Origin of the sequence: Pseudomonas sp. HPB0071 (genome assembly GCF_000478505.2) — a bacterium.
In the GTDB taxonomy this organism is placed as follows: Bacteria; Pseudomonadota; Gammaproteobacteria; order Pseudomonadales; family Pseudomonadaceae; genus Chryseomonas; species Chryseomonas luteola.
The window spans coordinates 1383294-1400688 of record NZ_KI517367.1 but is presented as its reverse complement, the minus strand read 5'-3'; the positions used below and the strand labels follow the sequence as shown (position 1 = coordinate 1400688).

Genomic DNA, 17395 nt, shown 5'->3' with positions numbered 1-17395 from the left:
GCAGGCCGTTGCCGCGTGCCGTCGAGTATGTGTTTCCAACAGGGGAGTTCCCATGTCATCCATCCGCTTTTTCACCAATGCTGAGGTGGCCGCTGTTCTGGATTATGCCGGGCTGATCGATGCGCTTCGCAGTGGCTTGGCTCACCCTGGCACTGCACCCAACCGGCAGGCTTACGCGCTACCCGAGGGACAGGCATCGCTGTTGAACATGCCGGTCTGGCAGAAAGGGCAGGGCATTGGCGTCAAGCTGGTGACCGTGTTTCCGGAAAACAGCCAACGCGATCTGCCTTCGGTTGCGGCAGTGTTTGCCTTGTTTGATGATGTGACAGGCCAGCCCCTGGCCTTGATGGAAGCCTCGGAACTGACAGCTCGGCGTACCGCCTGCACGTCAGCGTTGGCGGCTGACTATCTGGCCCGGCGGGATGCGTTGAGCCTGACCATCGTAGGTACGGGAACGCTAGCTGCCCACATGGTGCGTGCCCATACGGCTGTGCGTGATTACAGCCGGATCGAAATCTGGGGGCGTGATTACAGCAAGGCCAAAGCCCTTGCTGAGCGCCTGCAGGGGGAGGGCTATCCGGTTTCAGCAAGCGATAACCTGGCGCAGAGCGTAGGGCATGCCGATGTGGTTACGTGTGTTACTACCTCTCGAGAGCCGCTGGTGTTGGGCGAGTGGCTCAACCCCGGCTGCCACCTGGACCTGGTCGGTGCCTTTCTTCCCTCTATGCGTGAGACCGATTCAGCAGCCGTTGCGCGGGCACGTATCGTAGTGGATACCCGCGAGGGTGCTTTGGAGGAGGCGGGCGATTTACTGTTCGCGCTTGGTGATGGCGTGATCCAGGAAAGCGATCTCAACACAGAATTGAGGTACGTTCTGCAAGGGGATGGCGTACGCAGCGATGACCAGGAAATTACCTTGTTCAAATCCGTGGGCTATGCGGTAGAAGACCTGCTGGCTGCGCAGTACGTACTGCATAACATGTGACCTGTAAACAACACCCTTTAGCGCCATGTTTTAGCAGTTAAAGTCTGCTCTATTGGGCCAAGGTCCTGACTTGCCCACGTCACACGTGGAGCACCTTGTGGATAACCCTAGGATACCTGTCTGCTGCCCTTAAAATATAAGGCTTACAGATAAATGGTTACTTTTTGATCAATCGTACAGAGGGTAGTAGTAACCAACCTCAGATAGTTATCAACATACCCACTAATAATATGAGCAAGCCTGTTGATAACACTTGGAAGACTCCACGCAAGCCGCATGTGGCAAGGCTTAGCGAGAATTGGTTAAAAAATGAGCGGTTATTTTAAATGCAGGATGCTGGTTTTATACACGTTTTCGGCGAGCAAGGTTGTGTATAACCTTGGGGTACATGGCCAGACGCCATGTACCACCGACTCTCTAGAGGCATGCTCAAAAAATGATCAACGCTGGAGTGCGTCCGTTTATCCACGCTCCGAGGGTCGCTACGCCAGGTTTTTCATCCAGAAATCGCTGGGTTCAACGTTATACACGGTTAACGCGAGCAAGCCTGTGAATAACATCTGAATAGTTGTACACAGCCCTTATACTGTCTGGCTCTTGAAAGGTTGATCAAAAAACAACCAGGATGCCAATAGCTGATTTTAGAGCTGTTTCGCTATAACTGTACCGCCTCAAGCGACAAAGAGTGCGTTACTCTCCGGGTATTTCCTTTCGACCTCAAGGAGCTGCATCGATGACTTCGACTTTGTTCATTACCGGCGCAACATCCGGCTTTGGCGCGGCTACTGCGCGCCGCTTTGCCAAGGATGGGTGGTCCCTGATCATTACTGGCCGTCGCGAGGATCGCCTGAGCGCGTTAGCAGAAGAGCTTTCCGCGCACACCAAGGTGCATCCGATTGTGCTGGACGTTCGGGATCGTGCAGCTGTCGAGGCGGCAGTCAACAGGTTGCCTGAAGCGTTTTCGACCCTGCGTGGTCTGGTCAACAATGCGGGGCTGGCCTTAGGTACTACACCCGCTCAGCAGTGCGATCTGGATGACTGGGACACCATGGTCGATACCAATATCAAGGGTGTCCTGTATTGCACGCGCTTGTTATTACCCAGACTGATCGCTTACGGTGCGGGCGCTGGCATCGTCAATCTGGGCTCGGTTGCCGGTAACTGGCCGTACCCGGGTAGCCATGTCTATGGCGCTACCAAGGCGTTCGTCAAACAGTTTACCTTGAACCTGCGCTGCGATCTGCAGGGTACAGGCGTCCGTGTGACCAACATCGAGCCGGGGCTTTCCGAGACTGAGTTCTCCGTGGTGCGCTTTGGTGGCGACAAGAGCAAGGCTGACGCCGTATATGCCGGAACTGACCCACTGACACCGGATGATATCGCCGAGTCGATCCATTGGGCTTTGAACCAGCCCAAGCATGTCAATATCAATCGGATCGAGCTTATGGCGACCTGCCAAGCCTGGAACGGGTTCAATATTCATCGAAGCGAGTGACAGCATAATGACGGCAGAGTATGTCTCTGCCGTCTACGGTAGCTGTCGATACAGCTGAAACGATATAGCGCCGCTTATTGGCGTGTCCCATGCTTGAGAGCTTATACGCTCAAGGTCTTCTTGGAAGAGCTTTTCGTCTCATGCTGGCAAGGAGTCAGCATTCTGACACATAGGAGCAGAATGCCAGAATGATGACGCAGTAATGGCGTCAGGAATAACCATAATGCCATCATGGGTTGCGGCTCAATGGCCTTAGTAACCGGTTATCTTCTTTTCTCCCATCTCCTCGCTAAACCCCTTCCTTGAGGCGCTCAATTAAACGGGCGACGAACGTCATCGCTTTGGCTGGCCTGTTTCTTGGTAATTGGCACGCCCCTTGAATAAGTACTGACGTGACGCCGCGTTAGGGTCACCGGGAGCATTCAACTTTTGAAGCCTTATTAAGTTTAATAATTATTAATAAGGCACAGTTAATTAGTTTAAAGAAGAATGTTTCATCGCCATTCCTGGTATTGGCATTTCATTGCCGACTGAACTTTTCGCATTTTGCAAAAAGTTCATAAGAGTGCAATGCCCGACAATAACGGTTTAATACGCTGTTTATTGTTGCTGCTGGTTTTGACCGGCAAATACTTTCCATAGCTCAGGGTTGAGTGCAGGGAAGTTCATTCGGAAGGATGAAGTTAATCCCGTGCCAGTTATTGGTCCGGCCTAAATACAACTCAACGTGAAACGCGACTGTTGCGCCAGCCCTTCAATAATGGGCTATGGAAACGCTCGTGCTAAAAAACACTAGCAGTTTGGTGAATAGATGAAAACTTCTGCTTCTTTTGTTTTAAATAAAATCAGTTCCACCCGTTTTTTTAAGAAAGTTCTTCCGTTGGCTGCTGCCGTAGCCTTGGCCAGCCCTGCTGTTCATGCAGAACAGGTTGATCTGGTAGGTTTAAACCTGTCAGGTGCAGGCTTTGCTGCCCAGGTATTGCCAGGTATTGACGGTACCAACTACATCTTCCCGGTTGAATCCTATTTCCAGCAGTGGAACGCCAAGGGTATCAAGCTGATCCGCTTTCCCATCATCTGGGAGCGCCTGCAGCCGACCCTGGGTGGCGCACTGGACCCTACCTATACCGCGCTGATCGACCGTACGTTCGGCTATGCCAACAAATACGGTATGAAGATCATCCTGGACCTGCATAACTACACCATGTATCGCGGCACCATCATTGGTACGGGTAACGTGAGCTACAACCACTACCAGCAGATCATGACCCTGATCGCCCAGCGCTGGAGCGGCCAGCCGTCCCTGTATGCCTATGACATCATGAACGAGCCGCATGATTCGATGACCCAGTGGCCCATCATGGCTCAGTACGGCATCAATGGCGTTCGTTCGGTGGACAAGGTCAAGCCGATCATGATCGAAGGTAACGGCTGGTCCGAAGCGACCCGTTGGCCATGGTGGAACGATTCCCTGCTGAACCTGAAGGATCCGTCCAACAACCTGATCTTCCAGGCGCATTCGTATTTTGACGAGGATGCCGGTGGTAACTACACCGCCATCGACGTGAACAAGCTGGACGCCAACTACGGCGTCGAGCGTGTGAAGCCGTTTGTGGAGTGGCTGAAGAAAAATGGCAAGAGGGGCATGATCGGCGAGTTCGGTGTACCGGATAACAATCCGCGCTGGAATCTGCTCATGGACAACATGCTGGCTTATTTGAAGCAGAACTGTATTCCTGCTACGTACTGGGCTGCAGGTCCAGGCTGGGGCAGCTACTTCCTGTCGGTCGAGCCGATCAATGGGCAGGATCGTCCTCAGTGGCCGACCCTGAAGAAGTACATCGATAACACTACCTGTACAGCGATTGGCCCGTTCACGGCACCGGTTGCGACGACGCCTACTCCGGCTCCGACACCCACCGTGCCTTCAACCAGCACAGGCTATTCGAGCGCTATCAACAACTTTACCAATGCAGACTGGCTCAACGGTGTATACAGAAAGGCAGCAGGCTTCTCCGTAGCGGCGACATCAGGCAACACGGCAGCATTCAAGGTAGGTACTTCGGTACGTCTGGCGAATGGCCTCGTAACCAAAATCTCGTCCGTTCAGGTAGTGGGTAGCAACATGAGCGTCTGGGTAAACAGCTCGGCATTGGATGGCGCCGTTGTGGGTTACCCGAACAAGCTGACCGTGGCGGACGCGGCAGGTACGGGGGCGACTACCCCTGCGCCGACGCCAGCCCCGACTGCACCCGCACCGACGCCTGCGCCAACCGCTCCGGCCGTTGTTGCGACCAGTACGATGAACAATTTCACCAATACTGATTGGCTGAACGGTGTCATGCGCAAGGCGGCTGCGATTTCGCTTCCGGCAACGACAGCCAACACGTCAGCCTTCAAGACCGGTGCTTCGGTACGGTTGGCCAATGGGCAGGTCTACAAGATCAAGTCAGTACAGATGGTGGGTAGCAACATGAGTGTTTTCCTGGACACCCCGACGCTTCTCAACGGTTCCGCCGTTGGTTATCCAAACGCGCTGACGGTAGTTAGCCAGTAACCGATCCGGGAACACAGAACGGGGACGTTTAAGTCCCCGTTTTTTATAGGGCTCGATTCTTCAGCCCAAGTATTTTTCGGCCGTTGATAAGGCGGTGCCTCAGGCCAAATTGCAGTGTTTGGCATGGACATTGAATAGTAAGGGTCAACGCTGGAAAACTGACAGCTTTCTCAACACTTGAAGCTGCTCACAACGCGGCCCCAGCGGTTATTTCGCCATCAGGTATTGGCATCCAGGGTGTAACGAAGCAGCGTTGTACCGCTGTATCACACCCGCCTGGCAGGGCAATTTTTTAGATTGTCTGTTGCTATCGTCAGCGGCTGTTCGCGCTGGCAAATACTTTCCACAGCTCAGGACTGAGTGCCGGAAAGTTTCATCGTAAGGATGACACTCGGCTCGGCCACCCATGGCCGGTTCACGGCGTACGCCAGATTTATCTTGTCGACTTCCCCGATCCAGGGGCTGGCTTTCTGCGCCTTGAACATCACTAGCAGTAATGGTGAGCTTAATGAAATCTCTGTCCGTCCTGAATGCAATCAGGTCTGTTCGTGTCTTGAAAAAAGTGCTGCCTGTGCTGGCAGCAGGAGCGTTGTTCAGCTCGGTTGTCCAGGCTGAGCCGGTTGATCTCGTCGGTCTCAATATGTCCGGTGCCGATTTTGCCGGACAGGTTTTGCCTGGCGTGAACGGTACTAACTACATCTTTCCAACCGAGTCCTATTTCCAGCAGTGGAGCGCAAGGGGCATCAAGCTGATTCGCTTTCCAATCCTGTGGGAGCGCTTGCAGCCAACGCTCAATGGCAATCTGGACGCAACCTATGCAGGCTTGATCGACCAGACCTTTGCGTATGCGCAGAAATACAACGTGAAGGTCATTCTGGATCTGCATAACTATGCGCGTTATCGCGGCCAGATCATTGGTACGAGCGGCGTCCCGTACAGCAGTTATCAGAACGTGATGACCCGCATCGCTCAGCGTTGGAGTGGGCAATCGTCACTGTATGCCTACGACATCATGAACGAACCCAACGGTGCATTGGCATATTGGCCTACTGCTGCTCAGTACGGGATCAATGGCGTCCGGGCAGTCGATAAGGTAAGGCCTATCCTGGTAGAGGGTAACGGCTGGGCCGAAGCGACACGCTGGGCCCAGTGGAACGACTCCCTGTTGAGTCTGAAAGACCCGTCCAACAAGATTATTTTCGAAGCCCATAGTTACTTCGATGAAAACGCTGGCGGCACTTACGAAACCGTTGATGTAAACAAGCTGGACGTGAATTACGGCGTCGAACGTGTGAGGCCCTTCGTGGAGTGGCTGAAGAAGAACGGCAAGCAAGGCATGATCGGTGAATTCGGCGTACCGGATAACAATCCGCGCTGGAATATTCTGGTCGACAACATGCTGGCCTACCTGAAGCAGAACTGCATACCGGCGACCTACTGGGCCGCAGGTCCGGGCTGGGGCAGCTATAGCCTGGCTGTTGAGCCTGTCAACGGCGTGGAGCGCCCGCAGTGGCCGACGCTGAAAAAGTACATTAACACTACCAGCTGCACCGCATACGGTCCGCTTAAATAAAAGCGGTTCGAAAAAGCCCGGCCTACTGGTCCGGGCTTTTTGCTGTCGGGCCCTTTTGGGTTCAGATCTAAATCCTTGATCCAGTAGATAAATTTCCCTTCTCTCGACGAGCGGTCGCCCTGATCACAGCGCAAACGCTTATGGTTGCGTCCCCCGGTTAACACGACCCGGATGATGGCTAAAGGCCGCATGCTGGCTGGGTTTTCCCAGGACCGGTCCCTGTATCGATATTGGCCTGCGCAAGGTATTTATCGGGTCAGCCAACGTGCTGTAAAAGGCTTGGCAGGCACTGAACAATCCTGCGTTTTCGATGCCATGCGACACCTCTCGGCGGGCGTTTTCATACCCCGTTCATTATTCGCCATTCCTGGTATTGGCAAATAGTTGCGTTTCGACTGTGCGGGCAATGCCTGTTCACCGATACGCATGCCCTCAATGGCGGCTTTTTAGGCCGTTCATTGTTGTCGCCAGCTCGATGATTAGCTGGCAAATACTTCCATCACTCAGGGTTGAGGTCGGGAAGTTCATCGTAAGGATGAAATAACCGTCGGCTAAAACAATATAGCCGGTCAATTGGGACTTTTTTATATGGCTCTTTTGAGTCAGGGCATTGCTCGCGCGTAAAAAAGTTACTGGCAATTTGGTGAATATGAGTTTTTTATCTGTAACCCAACATTTTGGTATAACGCGAGGCGTATCTAAGGCACTTTCATTAACTGCGTTACTGGCTTTGGGAAGTACAGCGGTACAGGCTGAGCAAGTTAATCTCGTCGGACTTAACATGGCAGGTGCCGAGTTTGCAGGTACGGTGTTGCCCGGAATCAACGAGAAGAACTATATCTTTGCCAAGGAAGAGACCTTCAAGAACTGGAGTGCAAGAGGGATCAGGCTGGTCCGCTTTCCCATTCTGTGGGAGCGGCTCCAGCCGGGGCTGGGATATTCCCTCGATCAGACCTACGCCTCACTAATTTCCCGCTCACTGGACTATGCCCACAAATACAACATCCGGGTCATTCTGGATCTGCATAATTATGCGCGCTATCGCGGCCATATCATCGGTACGAGCAGCGTACCGTATTATCGCTTCGAGAATGTCTGGAACCGGATCGCTCAGAAGTGGGGTAGCCACCCGGCCATTTATGGCTACGACATCATGAATGAGCCCAACGGCGCCGTGGCGTACTGGCCTACAGCGGCGCAGTACGCCATCAACGGGATCCGGCAGGCTGACAAGGCTCACCTGATCTTTGTGGAAGGCAATGCCTGGGCCAGCGCCGAACGGTGGCCGGTGTGGAGCGACTCTCTCAAGGACTTGAAGGATCCTGTCAACAAGCTGATCTATGAGGCGCACGTCTATTTCGACGCCGATGGCGGTGGTTCCTACACCCAGCTGAGCGCTGACAGTTTGTCTGCTCAGGCTGGCGTCAATCGGGTGAAGCCCTTTGTGGAGTGGCTCAAGCAGAACAACAAGAAGGGCTTTATTGGAGAGTTTGGCGTACCGGATAACGATTCCCGCTGGAATGTAGTCATGGACAACATGCTGACCTACCTCAAGCAGCATTGCGTACCGGCTACCTACTGGGCCGCCGGTCCGGGTTGGGGGAATTACAGTCTGTCCGTCGAGCCTATCAACGGACAAAGCCGCCCGCAGTGGCCCACGTTGAGAAAGCACCTGAACGACACCAGCTGTACCGCAATCGGTCCGGGCCGGTAAAACCGCTTCAACGAGACTATACAGCCGGGCGTTGGGAGGGCCCGGCTGTTGATAACGTCAAGGCTCCACCTGCTGCTTCAGCCAGCCGGGATAATGGTTGCGTGTAGCCTCAGGCCATCTCGGTGGGCAGCGAGTACCCAGGTAGGCTGCCACCGCGTTCAAATGTGCTGCTAGAACGTGCCGATCACCAAAGGCCTCAAGCCCCAGCGTCCAGCCGGCCGCATGGCCATCAACCCAGAGTTGAGTCAGTTCTACGGTACAGCCTGCGGACGGCATGGCTTCGTAAGGGGATTCGTTTTCATCCAATGCGATTTCACGCAGAGCGGCCTGCTCGACCGTAAACAGGCGAAGCCAGCGCTGCTTCTGAACGGCAACCGTAGGATGCGGTGTCAGCGTCAAGGCCTCGGAATGCCATTTATGCCATAACTCGACAGGCCCCCTGAACGGCGAGACGTCCAGGGTATGCCAGTCAGGTATGACCAGCCCCTTTACCTCAACTGTTGAGTCTCCACGGGTTTTGATACCGAGGTCGGATTGACTGGCATCCCTGAGGTAGTGGTGCATCTTGCGTATTCCGCCTCCCGGTGGCTGATCCCACAGATCGGACTGGTGAAACCAGTCGATCAGATCAGTACCCGGCAGTGCGGGCCAAAACCAGCGGACTTCGGCGGAAAGCGGCATGGCGTGCTCCTGGTATGAAGAGAGGACGGCGGACGTGCTAATTTCCGACCCGTTCCGAAAGACACGTGCTAGCATCCGTCCACGCTCCGGATGACGTTTTACCCATTGATCCGGGGTGCCGCATTATTACTAGCCTCATTGAGCACCGCACAGACGTTTCTTCCCGCTGAGTTGTACTCGGCTTTCCTGGCGTGGTTTCCAGCGCGCGACGCTCATTGGCTAGACCTCATGGCTCAGCGCCCGTTTCCTGGCGTTGAATGAATGTAAGGAGTTCTACGTGCAATTTCTCCATACCCTGGTCAACGACCTCAATGGCCTTGTCTGGGGCGTGCCCATGCTGGTACTGATCCTGTGCACGGGTCTTTATCTGATGCTACGCCTCAAACTGATGCCGATCGTAAGACTGGGCACCGGCTTTCGCCTGTTGTGGCAGGGCCGGACCAAGGATGACGACGAAAGCGGTGAGATCAGTCCTTTCCAGGCCTTGATGACCTGCCTAGCTGCCACCGTGGGAACCGGCAACATCGCGGGTGTTGCTACCGCGATCTTCCTGGGTGGCCCCGGCGCGCTGTTCTGGATGTGGTGTACGGCATTGGTTGGTATGGCTACCAAATATGCCGAAGTAGTATTGGCTGTACATTTTCGTGAAAAGGACGAGCGTGGCGAGCATGTCGGCGGCCCGATGTATGCCATCCGCAACGGCCTGGGCAAGCGTTGGGCCTGGCTAGGCGGCGCCTTTGCCCTGTTCGGTGGGTTGGCCGGGTTCGGTATCGGCAACATGGTGCAGGTCAACAGTATGGCGCAGGCCCTGGAGACAACCTTTTCCGTGCCCCTGTGGCTGACCGGTGTCGTGACGATGGTGGTTGTGGGGCTCGTGATCCTGGGCGGTATTAAGCGGATCGGGGCGGTCGCCTCGTCCCTGGTCCCTGCCATGTGCATAGGCTATATCATCGCGGCCATTGCCGTGCTGGTGACCCATGCGTCCGAAATTCCCCATGCGCTCAGCCTGGTCTTCACCCATGCCTTCACTCCGGCGGCGGCGACGGGCGGCTTCGCAGGGGCGGCGGTCATGGCTGCCATTCGCTTCGGGGTGGCGCGTGGCGTCTTCTCCAACGAAGCCGGGTTGGGTACCGCCGGTATCGCCCAGGCAGCCGGTACGACCAACAGCGCCGTACGTTCAGGCATGATTGGTATGCTCGGAACGTTTATCGATACTCTGATCATCTGCACCATGACGGGTCTTACCATTATCTGCTCCGGCGTCTGGACGAGCGGGCAGAGTGGGGCGGCCTTGTCAGCGGCGGCCTTCGAGACGGCGCTGCCCGGTTTTGGCGGCATCATCCTGACCATCGCTCTGGTAGTGTTTGCCTTTACCACTATCCTGGGGTGGAGCTATTACTGCGAGCGCTGCTGGGAGTTTCTTGCGGGTACCAAGACCATTCTGCCGTTCCGGATCATCTTCGTATTGGCTGTACCGTTTGGCGCAATTGCACAGTTGGACTTCGCCTGGCTGCTGGCCGATACGCTCAATGGTTTGATGGCCATTCCTAACCTGATCTCGCTGCTGTTGCTCAGTCCGGTGGTGCTCCGGCTGACGCGAGAATACTTCGCCAGCAAATAAACAAAGGCTCGCTACGGCGAGCCTTTTTCATTGGGGCTCGCGAGGCCCGGACCTGGAAAATGGGTGAAAATCGCGATGCTGTGGTCCAAAGGCTAACGCTGTTTTCCTGGCCTTTCTGGATAGAGCATTCCGATGTCCCGATCTTCGCTTGAGCATTCCTGTTCTCACCCGCACGTCTTCAACGAGGGAAACCCGCTGGCGGAAAAGAATACCCGCCGCGCCGTGATTTTCACCGCCATCATGATGGTGATCGAGATTGCGGGCGGCTGGGCCTTCAACTCCATGGCACTGCTGGCGGATGGCTGGCACATGAGTTCCCACGTGCTGGCGCTGGGGCTTTCGCTGTTCGCCTATGCGGCGGCCAGACGGTATGCGACCGACGCACGCTTTGCGTTTGGAACATGGAAAATGGAGGTGCTGGCTGGTTATACCAGTGCGCTGGCGCTGATTGGCATCGCTCTGTTGATGCTATACGAATCCGTGATCAGGCTCGTGACACCTGCTCCGATTCACTATACGCAGGCCATCGCCATCGCCATTCTGGGATTGCTGGTCAATCTGGTGTGTGCGTGGCTGCTCAAGGATTCTCACGGGCATGATCATGGTCATGGTCACGATCATCATCATGGCCACGGTGAGCATCAGGATCTGAATCTGCGTTCGGCCTACATCCATGTCATTACTGATGCGGCAACCTCCGTCCTGGCTATCGTCGCGCTGATTGGCGGCATGCTCTGGGGAGCCAGCTGGCTCGACCCGGTCATGGGAATCGTAGGCGGCATACTGGTCGCCATCTGGGCCGTTGGGCTCATCAAGCAAACCGGGCGTGTGCTGCTGGATGCGCAGATGGACGATCCGGTGGTACAGGAGGTCAGGGATGTGATCGCAGAGAGCCCTATCGAGGCCAAGATCTGTGATCTGCATGTCTGGAAGGTAGGTAAGGGCAAGTACGCCTGCATCGTCAGCATCGCCACAACCAGTGATGCCTCGCCTGAAGACTTCAAACAGCAGCTTTCCGTCCATGAAGAGCTTGTCCACATCACGGTTGAGATCAACAGAGACGGGATCTGTCCGGTACGCTGAGGAGGTAGGCGACAGCGGCAAGTGATATAACCGGGTCTTGGTCAACGACAGGATTCAACATGCCTTCTTCCTAGCCTCGCTTGTCGCTTCCTGCCCCGGTAGGCCTGTTTCAGGCGTTTCTATTCTGGCTCAAGCTGGGCTTTATCAGCTTTGGCGGACCGGCTGGGCAGATAGCAATCATGCATCAGGAGCTGGTGGAGCGTCGGCGCTGGATTTCCGAGCGACGCTTTCTCCATGCGCTCAACTACTGCATGGTACTGCCCGGACCTGAAGCCCAACAGTTGGCGACCTATATTGGCTGGTTGATGCACCGGACCTGGGGTGGGGTTATCGCCGGAGCGCTCTTTATATTGCCTTCGCTGCTTATCCTGATCGCCCTGTCATGGATCTATTTGGCCTGGGGCAACGCTCCAGTTGTGGCAGGTATCTTTTACGGCATCAAGCCAGCGGTGACCGCCATTGTTGTGCAGGCCGCCCATCGCATCGGAACACGTACCTTGAAGAACCATTGGCTCTGGGCCATTGCAGCGGCTTCGTTCATCGCCTTGTTTGCCTTCAACGTGCCGTTTCCCCTGATCGTACTGTCTGCGGCGATTATTGGCTTTCTCGGAGGCAGGTACGCTCCGGACCGGTTCAGGGTAGGGGGAGGGCATGCCAATCAGGCGGCTTCGTTCGGACCCGCGCTGATCGATGATGACACGCCGCCGCCTGAGCATGCCCGTTTTCACTGGTCGCGGCTGGCGCAATTGCTAGTCATGGGCATGTTTCTCTGGCTCGTGCCGATGCTGAGCTTGATCTATCTGTTTGGCTGGACTCATACCTTCACCCAGATGGGCTGGTTTTTTACCAAGGCTGCGCTGCTGACCTTTGGCGGTGCCTATGCGGTACTGCCCTACGTGTATCAGAGCGCCGTCACGCATTACGGCTGGCTGAGCCCAGCCCAGATGATCGATGGCCTTGCCCTGGGCGAAACCACGCCCGGACCATTGATCATGGTGGTGGCGTTTGTCGCGTTTTTAGGCGGATATGGGCAGGCGGCATTAGGAGACGAGCACATGTTTGCCGCCGGGGCATTGGCTGCCGTGCTGGTGACCTGGTTTACCTTTCTGCCTTCGTTTCTTTTCATTCTGGCCGGCGGGCCTCTGGTGGAGTCCACCCATAATGTGGTGGGCTTCACAGCTCCGCTCACCGCCATTACCGCGGCGGTCGTCGGCGTAATCCTGAATCTGGCCTTGTTCTTCGGCTACCACGTATTCTGGCCGCAGGGCTTGAGCGGATCGTTCGACCTACTCTCCGCCCTGATCACACTCCTGGCAGCGATAGCGCTCTTCCGGTTCAAGCGCACAGTTATGGAAGTGCTGCTAGCCTGTGCAACAGTAGGGTTGTTAATGCACGTCGTATTCATGTGACAAGGAGCAGCTTGGCTGCTGTAGAGAGGATGCACTATGGCAAACCATTCAGATGATTTTCTCAAACTGGCAGCCGAAGCCAAGTCTCGTATTCGACAGGTTTCGCCCGTTGAAGCCGAGCAATTGGTCGATCAGGGCGCGCTGCTTCTGGACGTTCGGGAGCGGGACGAGTTCGAACGGGGGCACCTGGACGGCGCTACCCACATGAGCCGGGGGATTCTTGAGATGCACATCGGCGAACTGGCAGCCAACAAGGCCACACCGATCGTCTGCTATTGCGGTGGCGGTAACCGGGGAGCGTTGGCCGCCGAAAGCCTGCAGCGCATGGGATACACCCAAGTCGTCTCCATCGAGGGAGGCCTTGCGGCCTGCAATACCCAGAAAGACTGATCAACGAGCAATAAAAAACGCAGGGCATCTTAGATACCCTGCGTTTTGAGAAGGCTGTGTACCGGCAGAGCGGTACACAGTCAAACTTACACCTGGCGGATCAGATAATCGAATGCAGCCAGGGAAGCCTTCGCACCTTCGCCGACCGCGATCACGATCTGCTTGTACGGTACGGTTGTTACGTCGCCGGCCGCAAAGATACCCGGCAGCGAGGTTTCGCCACGGCTATCTACAACGATCTCGCCACGGGGTGACAGCTCGACGGTGCCCTTGAGCCATTCGGTGTTGGGGACCAGACCGATCTGGACGAAGATACCTTCCAGGTCGATGGACTTGAACTCGCTGGAGTTGCGGTCCTTGTAGGTCAAGCCAACCACTTTCTGGCCGTCACCTTTCACTTCACTGGTCAGGGCGCTGGTGATCACGGTCACATTCGGCAGGCTGTGCAGTTTGCGCTGTAGTACCGCATCCGCACGCAGCTGGCTGTCAAACTCGATCAGGGTCACGTGTGCCACGATACCGGCCAGGTCGATTGCCGCTTCCACACCGGAGTTGCCGCCACCGATAACTGCAACGCGCTTGCCCTTGAACAGCGGGCCGTCGCAATGCGGGCAGTAGGCTACACCACGGTTACGGTATTCCTTCTCACCCGGGACATTCATTTCACGCCAACGAGCGCCGGTGGAGATGATCAGCGTCTTGGACTTGAGCGAAGCACCATTGGCAAACTTGACTTCGTGCAGCTGACCCGCCTCGGTGGCAGGGATCAGTTGCTCGGCACGCTGCAGGTTCATGATGTCGACGTCGTACTGCTTCACGTGCTCTTCAAGGGCTACGGCCAGTTTCGGGCCTTCGGTTTCCTTGATGGAAATGAAGTTTTCAATCGCCAGAGTATCGAGTACCTGACCGCCAAAACGCTCTGCCGCAACACCGGTACGAATACCTTTACGGGCGGCATACACCGCAGCGGAAGCACCGGCAGGACCACCACCGATCACCAGCACGTCAAAAGCGTCCTTGGCGCTGAGCTTTTCAGCGTCACGGGCACTGGCGCCGGTATCGAGCTTGGCCAGAATTTCTTCCAGACCCATGCGGCCCTGACCGAACGGTTCGCCGTTCAGGTAGATGCTGGGCACAGCCATGATCTGGCGCTCGGTAACTTCGTCCTGGAACAGCGCACCGTCGACCGCAACGTGGCGGATGTTCGGATTCAGTACGGCCATCAGGTTCAGCGCCTGAACAACGTCAGGGCAGTTCTGGCAGGACAGCGAGAAGTAGGTTTCGAAATTGAATTCGCCCTTGAGCGAGCGGATCGCTTCCAGAGTATCTGCACTGGCCTTGGACGGGTGACCGCCCACTTGCAGCAGCGCCAGAACCAGCGAGGTGAACTCGTGGCCCATGGGCAGACCGGCAAAGCGCAGGCTGATGTTTTCACCCGGACGGTTCAGGGCAAACGAAGGTGTGCGAGCATCATTGCCATCGGTGCGCAGGGTGATCTTGTCAGTCAGGCTGACGATGTCCTGGAGCAGACCCAACATTTCTTGAGATTTAGCGCCGTCATCAAGGGACGCGACGATCTCGAAGGGTTTGGTAACCTTTTCCAGATAGGCTTTAAGCTGAGTTTTAAGACTGGCGTCCAACATGAGGCATTACCTCTCGACAAATTTCGGGAATAAAAACGCCCGGACGTATTCCGCCCGGGCGTTCGGGCACTAGAGGGAGCCGGAAGCCGGCTCCTAAGCGCAGATAACCGTGTGTTGGCGTTTAGATCTTGCCAACCAGGTCCAGAGACGGGCTCAGAGTAGCTTCGCCTTCTTTCCACTTGGCAGGGCAAACTTCGCCCGGGTGGGAGGCAACGTACTGAGCAGCCTTGACCTTACGCAGCATTTCGGACGCGTCGCGGCCGATGCCGTTGTCGTGTACTTCACACAGCTTGATCTGGCCTTCCGGGTTGATCAGGAAGGAACCACGCAGCGCCATGCCTTCTTCTTCGATCAGAACGTCGAAGTTGCGAGCCAGAGTTGCAGTCGGGTCGCCAACCAGGGCGTACTGAACCTTCTTGATAGCGTCGGAAGTGTCGTGCCACGCTTTGTGAGCGAAGTGGGTATCGCACGATACGCCGTAGATCTCTACGCCCAGCTTTTGGAATTCAGGGTACAGGTCAGCCAGGTCTTCCAGCTCAGTCGGGCAAACGAAGGTGAAGTCAGCTGGGTAGAAAACAACCAGGGACCACTTGCCTTTGAAGTCAGCTTCAGTCAGATCGATGAACTTGCCATCCTTGTACGCTGTAGCTTTAAACGGTTTGATCTCGGAATTGATCAAAGACATCACTGAATCTCCATCAGGGGTTAAGAATTGGCGAGGGATAAGATACTCGCTTATGCACATTAGACTTAATTGAATGTGGGCATCAATCTCATAAGTTTGACCTATCCACGCATTCAGGATCATTAAGTCTTTCTTTCAGGCAGAGTACTTGGAGGTATCTGAGGTCAACAAACACTGCCGCAAGCGCTAGTGGTATGGCTGAATTATCAGAATTCAAGCGCCTAAACGCACTAGCTCGGACATTTTGTGAAAAACAGCTGTTGAGCATTAAGCTGAAAAATATGGTTTCCTTGCCGATCGTGTTCGTTAAACAGGATGACGAAGGAGAAACATGTCAGGAGCCGCATTCGTCCAGTTGTTTCCTGAGGGCTTCGACTTCCCAAGCAGATTCACTTCACTGTTGATCGCTGTCTTTTCAGGTTGCCGACCTGAACCTGCCCAGCGTGGAGGGCATTAGTCATGGCGATCAGGCGCGTCATTACCCAGTGGTTTGCCCGCTATTTCTCCCAAGATGAAGCGGTGGTTCTCAGCGTCTTGCTCATCTTGGGCTTTGCTCTGGTCATGTTGTTGGGCAAGCCCCTGGCGCCGTTCCTGACGGCGCTGGTCGTCGCCTTTCTCCTACAGGGTGGCGTCAGCCGTCTGGAGCACTGGAGAGTACCCAGGCTTTGGGCAATATCGCTCATGTTCCTGTCTTTTTTAGGCATATTCCTGGGCCTCTTGTTGTTTGTGCTCCCGCTGGTATGGGATCAGCTGGTGACGCTGTTGCAGGAGTCGCCCCGGATGTTTGCCCAGGCTCAGGTCCTCTTGGATGAGCTTCAGCAGCGCTATCCCAGTGTCGTTACTCATGAGCAGATTCAGGGCTGGATCGGGACGGCAGGCAGTGAGCTGACTGCCCTTGCGCAGCGAGCGGTCCGGCTGTCGTTGACCTCGCTGGGCAATATCATCGCCTTTGGTACGTTTCTGGTACTGGTGCCGATCCTGGTGTTTTTCATGCTCAAGGACAAGGACCTGCTGGTGGGCTTCTTCCTGTCCGTACTTCCCCGTAAGCGGACCCTGATGGCCCGAGTCTGGAAGGAGGTCGACGAGCAGATCGCCAACTATGTGCGCGGCAAGGTCATCGAGATTGTGATCGTGGCGGCGGTTAGCTACGCCACGTTTTATATCCTGGGGTTGCCCTATGCCATGTTGCTCGGGCTGGTGGTCGGTCTGTCCGTGCTGATTCCCTTCATCGGTGCTGCCGTCGCGACCTTGCCCGTTGCGGCTGTGGCAGGCTTTAGCTTTGGTCTGGGCGATCAGTTCCTGTATGCGATTCTGGCTTACACCATCATTCAGATACTGGATGGAAATGTATTGTCACCGCTGCTGTTTTCAGGTGCCGTCAATCTGCATCCGGTAGCCATTATCCTGGCCATTCTCTTTTTTGGCGGCACGCTGGGCTTTTGGGGAATCTTCTTTGCGATCCCGCTGGCGACCCTGTTCAAGGCGCTTTGGAGCGCCTGGCCGCGGGATGCCGTGGTCGTATCCGATAACAACACATCAGAGAAAAGCCCTTAAGGCTT

Annotated in this window: 11 protein-coding genes and 1 pseudogene; 9 read left to right on the top strand and 3 right to left on the bottom strand. The window is 55.5% G+C overall.

The features are described from left to right. The first annotated feature begins 52 nt into the window (after positions 1–52). The 4 genes and pseudogenes from HMPREF1487_RS06825 (at position 53) to HMPREF1487_RS28335 (ending at position 8324) form a co-directional block, all read left to right on the top strand. Positions 53–985 carry a bifunctional Delta(1)-pyrroline-2-carboxylate/Delta(1)-piperideine-2-carboxylate reductase gene (locus HMPREF1487_RS06825; RefSeq protein ID WP_010795890.1) on the top strand — a complete coding sequence of 311 codons (933 nt, stop codon included), beginning with the start codon at positions 53–55 and terminating at the stop codon, positions 983–985. A 733-nt stretch (positions 986–1718) separates the two neighbouring features. Next, positions 1719–2480, top strand: a complete 762-nt coding sequence (locus tag HMPREF1487_RS06820) for an SDR family oxidoreductase (RefSeq protein ID WP_010795889.1) — start codon at positions 1719–1721, stop codon at positions 2478–2480. Between the two features lie 811 nt (positions 2481–3291). After that, on the top strand, positions 3292–5037 hold the full coding sequence (locus HMPREF1487_RS06815; protein WP_010795888.1) for a glycoside hydrolase family 5 protein: 1746 nt from the start codon (positions 3292–3294) through the stop codon (positions 5035–5037). 508 nt (positions 5038–5545) lie between these two features. Then, positions 5546–8324, top strand: a pseudogene (locus HMPREF1487_RS28335) (glycoside hydrolase family 5 protein). A gap of 57 nt (positions 8325–8381) precedes the next feature. Here the strand turns inward: HMPREF1487_RS28335 and HMPREF1487_RS26270 are convergent. Further along, positions 8382–9005 carry a hypothetical protein gene (locus HMPREF1487_RS26270; protein WP_010795885.1) on the bottom strand — a complete coding sequence of 208 codons (624 nt, stop codon included), beginning with the start codon at positions 9003–9005 and terminating at the stop codon, positions 8382–8384. 334 nt (positions 9006–9339) lie between these two features. Between HMPREF1487_RS26270 and HMPREF1487_RS06790 the strand changes: the two genes are divergently transcribed. The 4 genes from HMPREF1487_RS06790 (at position 9340) to HMPREF1487_RS06775 (ending at position 13508) form a co-directional block, all read left to right on the top strand. Next, positions 9340–10626, top strand: a complete 1287-nt coding sequence (locus tag HMPREF1487_RS06790; RefSeq protein ID WP_085985642.1) for an alanine/glycine:cation symporter family protein — start codon at positions 9340–9342, stop codon at positions 10624–10626. 132 nt (positions 10627–10758) lie between these two features. Continuing rightward, positions 10759–11709 carry a CDF family Co(II)/Ni(II) efflux transporter DmeF gene (gene dmeF, locus HMPREF1487_RS06785; protein ID WP_010795883.1) on the top strand — a complete coding sequence of 317 codons (951 nt, stop codon included), beginning with the start codon at positions 10759–10761 and terminating at the stop codon, positions 11707–11709. 80 nt (positions 11710–11789) lie between these two features. Next, positions 11790–13118 (top strand): chromate efflux transporter, encoded by a 1329-nt coding sequence (chrA, locus tag HMPREF1487_RS06780; RefSeq protein ID WP_010795882.1) that lies wholly within the window; start codon positions 11790–11792, stop codon positions 13116–13118. Positions 13119–13154: 36 nt separating this feature from the next. Then, positions 13155–13508, top strand: coding sequence for a rhodanese-like domain-containing protein (locus tag HMPREF1487_RS06775; protein WP_010795881.1), 354 nt, complete (start codon positions 13155–13157; stop codon positions 13506–13508). An 86-nt stretch (positions 13509–13594) separates the two neighbouring features. Here HMPREF1487_RS06775 and ahpF read toward each other — a convergent pair whose 3' ends face one another. Further along, positions 13595–15151 (bottom strand): alkyl hydroperoxide reductase subunit F, encoded by a 1557-nt coding sequence (gene ahpF, locus HMPREF1487_RS06770; protein WP_010795880.1) that lies wholly within the window; start codon positions 15149–15151, stop codon positions 13595–13597. 121 nt (positions 15152–15272) lie between these two features. Next, positions 15273–15836, bottom strand: a complete 564-nt coding sequence (gene ahpC / locus HMPREF1487_RS06765; RefSeq protein WP_010795879.1) for an alkyl hydroperoxide reductase subunit C — start codon at positions 15834–15836, stop codon at positions 15273–15275. A 465-nt stretch (positions 15837–16301) separates the two neighbouring features. Here ahpC and HMPREF1487_RS06760 point away from each other — a divergent pair, with 465 nt between their 5' ends. Beyond that, the gene (locus HMPREF1487_RS06760) at positions 16302–17390 is read left to right on the top strand and encodes an AI-2E family transporter (protein ID WP_208859647.1); all 1089 of its coding nucleotides are present in this window, start codon (positions 16302–16304) and stop codon (positions 17388–17390) included. The last annotated feature ends 5 nt before the right edge of the window (positions 17391–17395 follow it).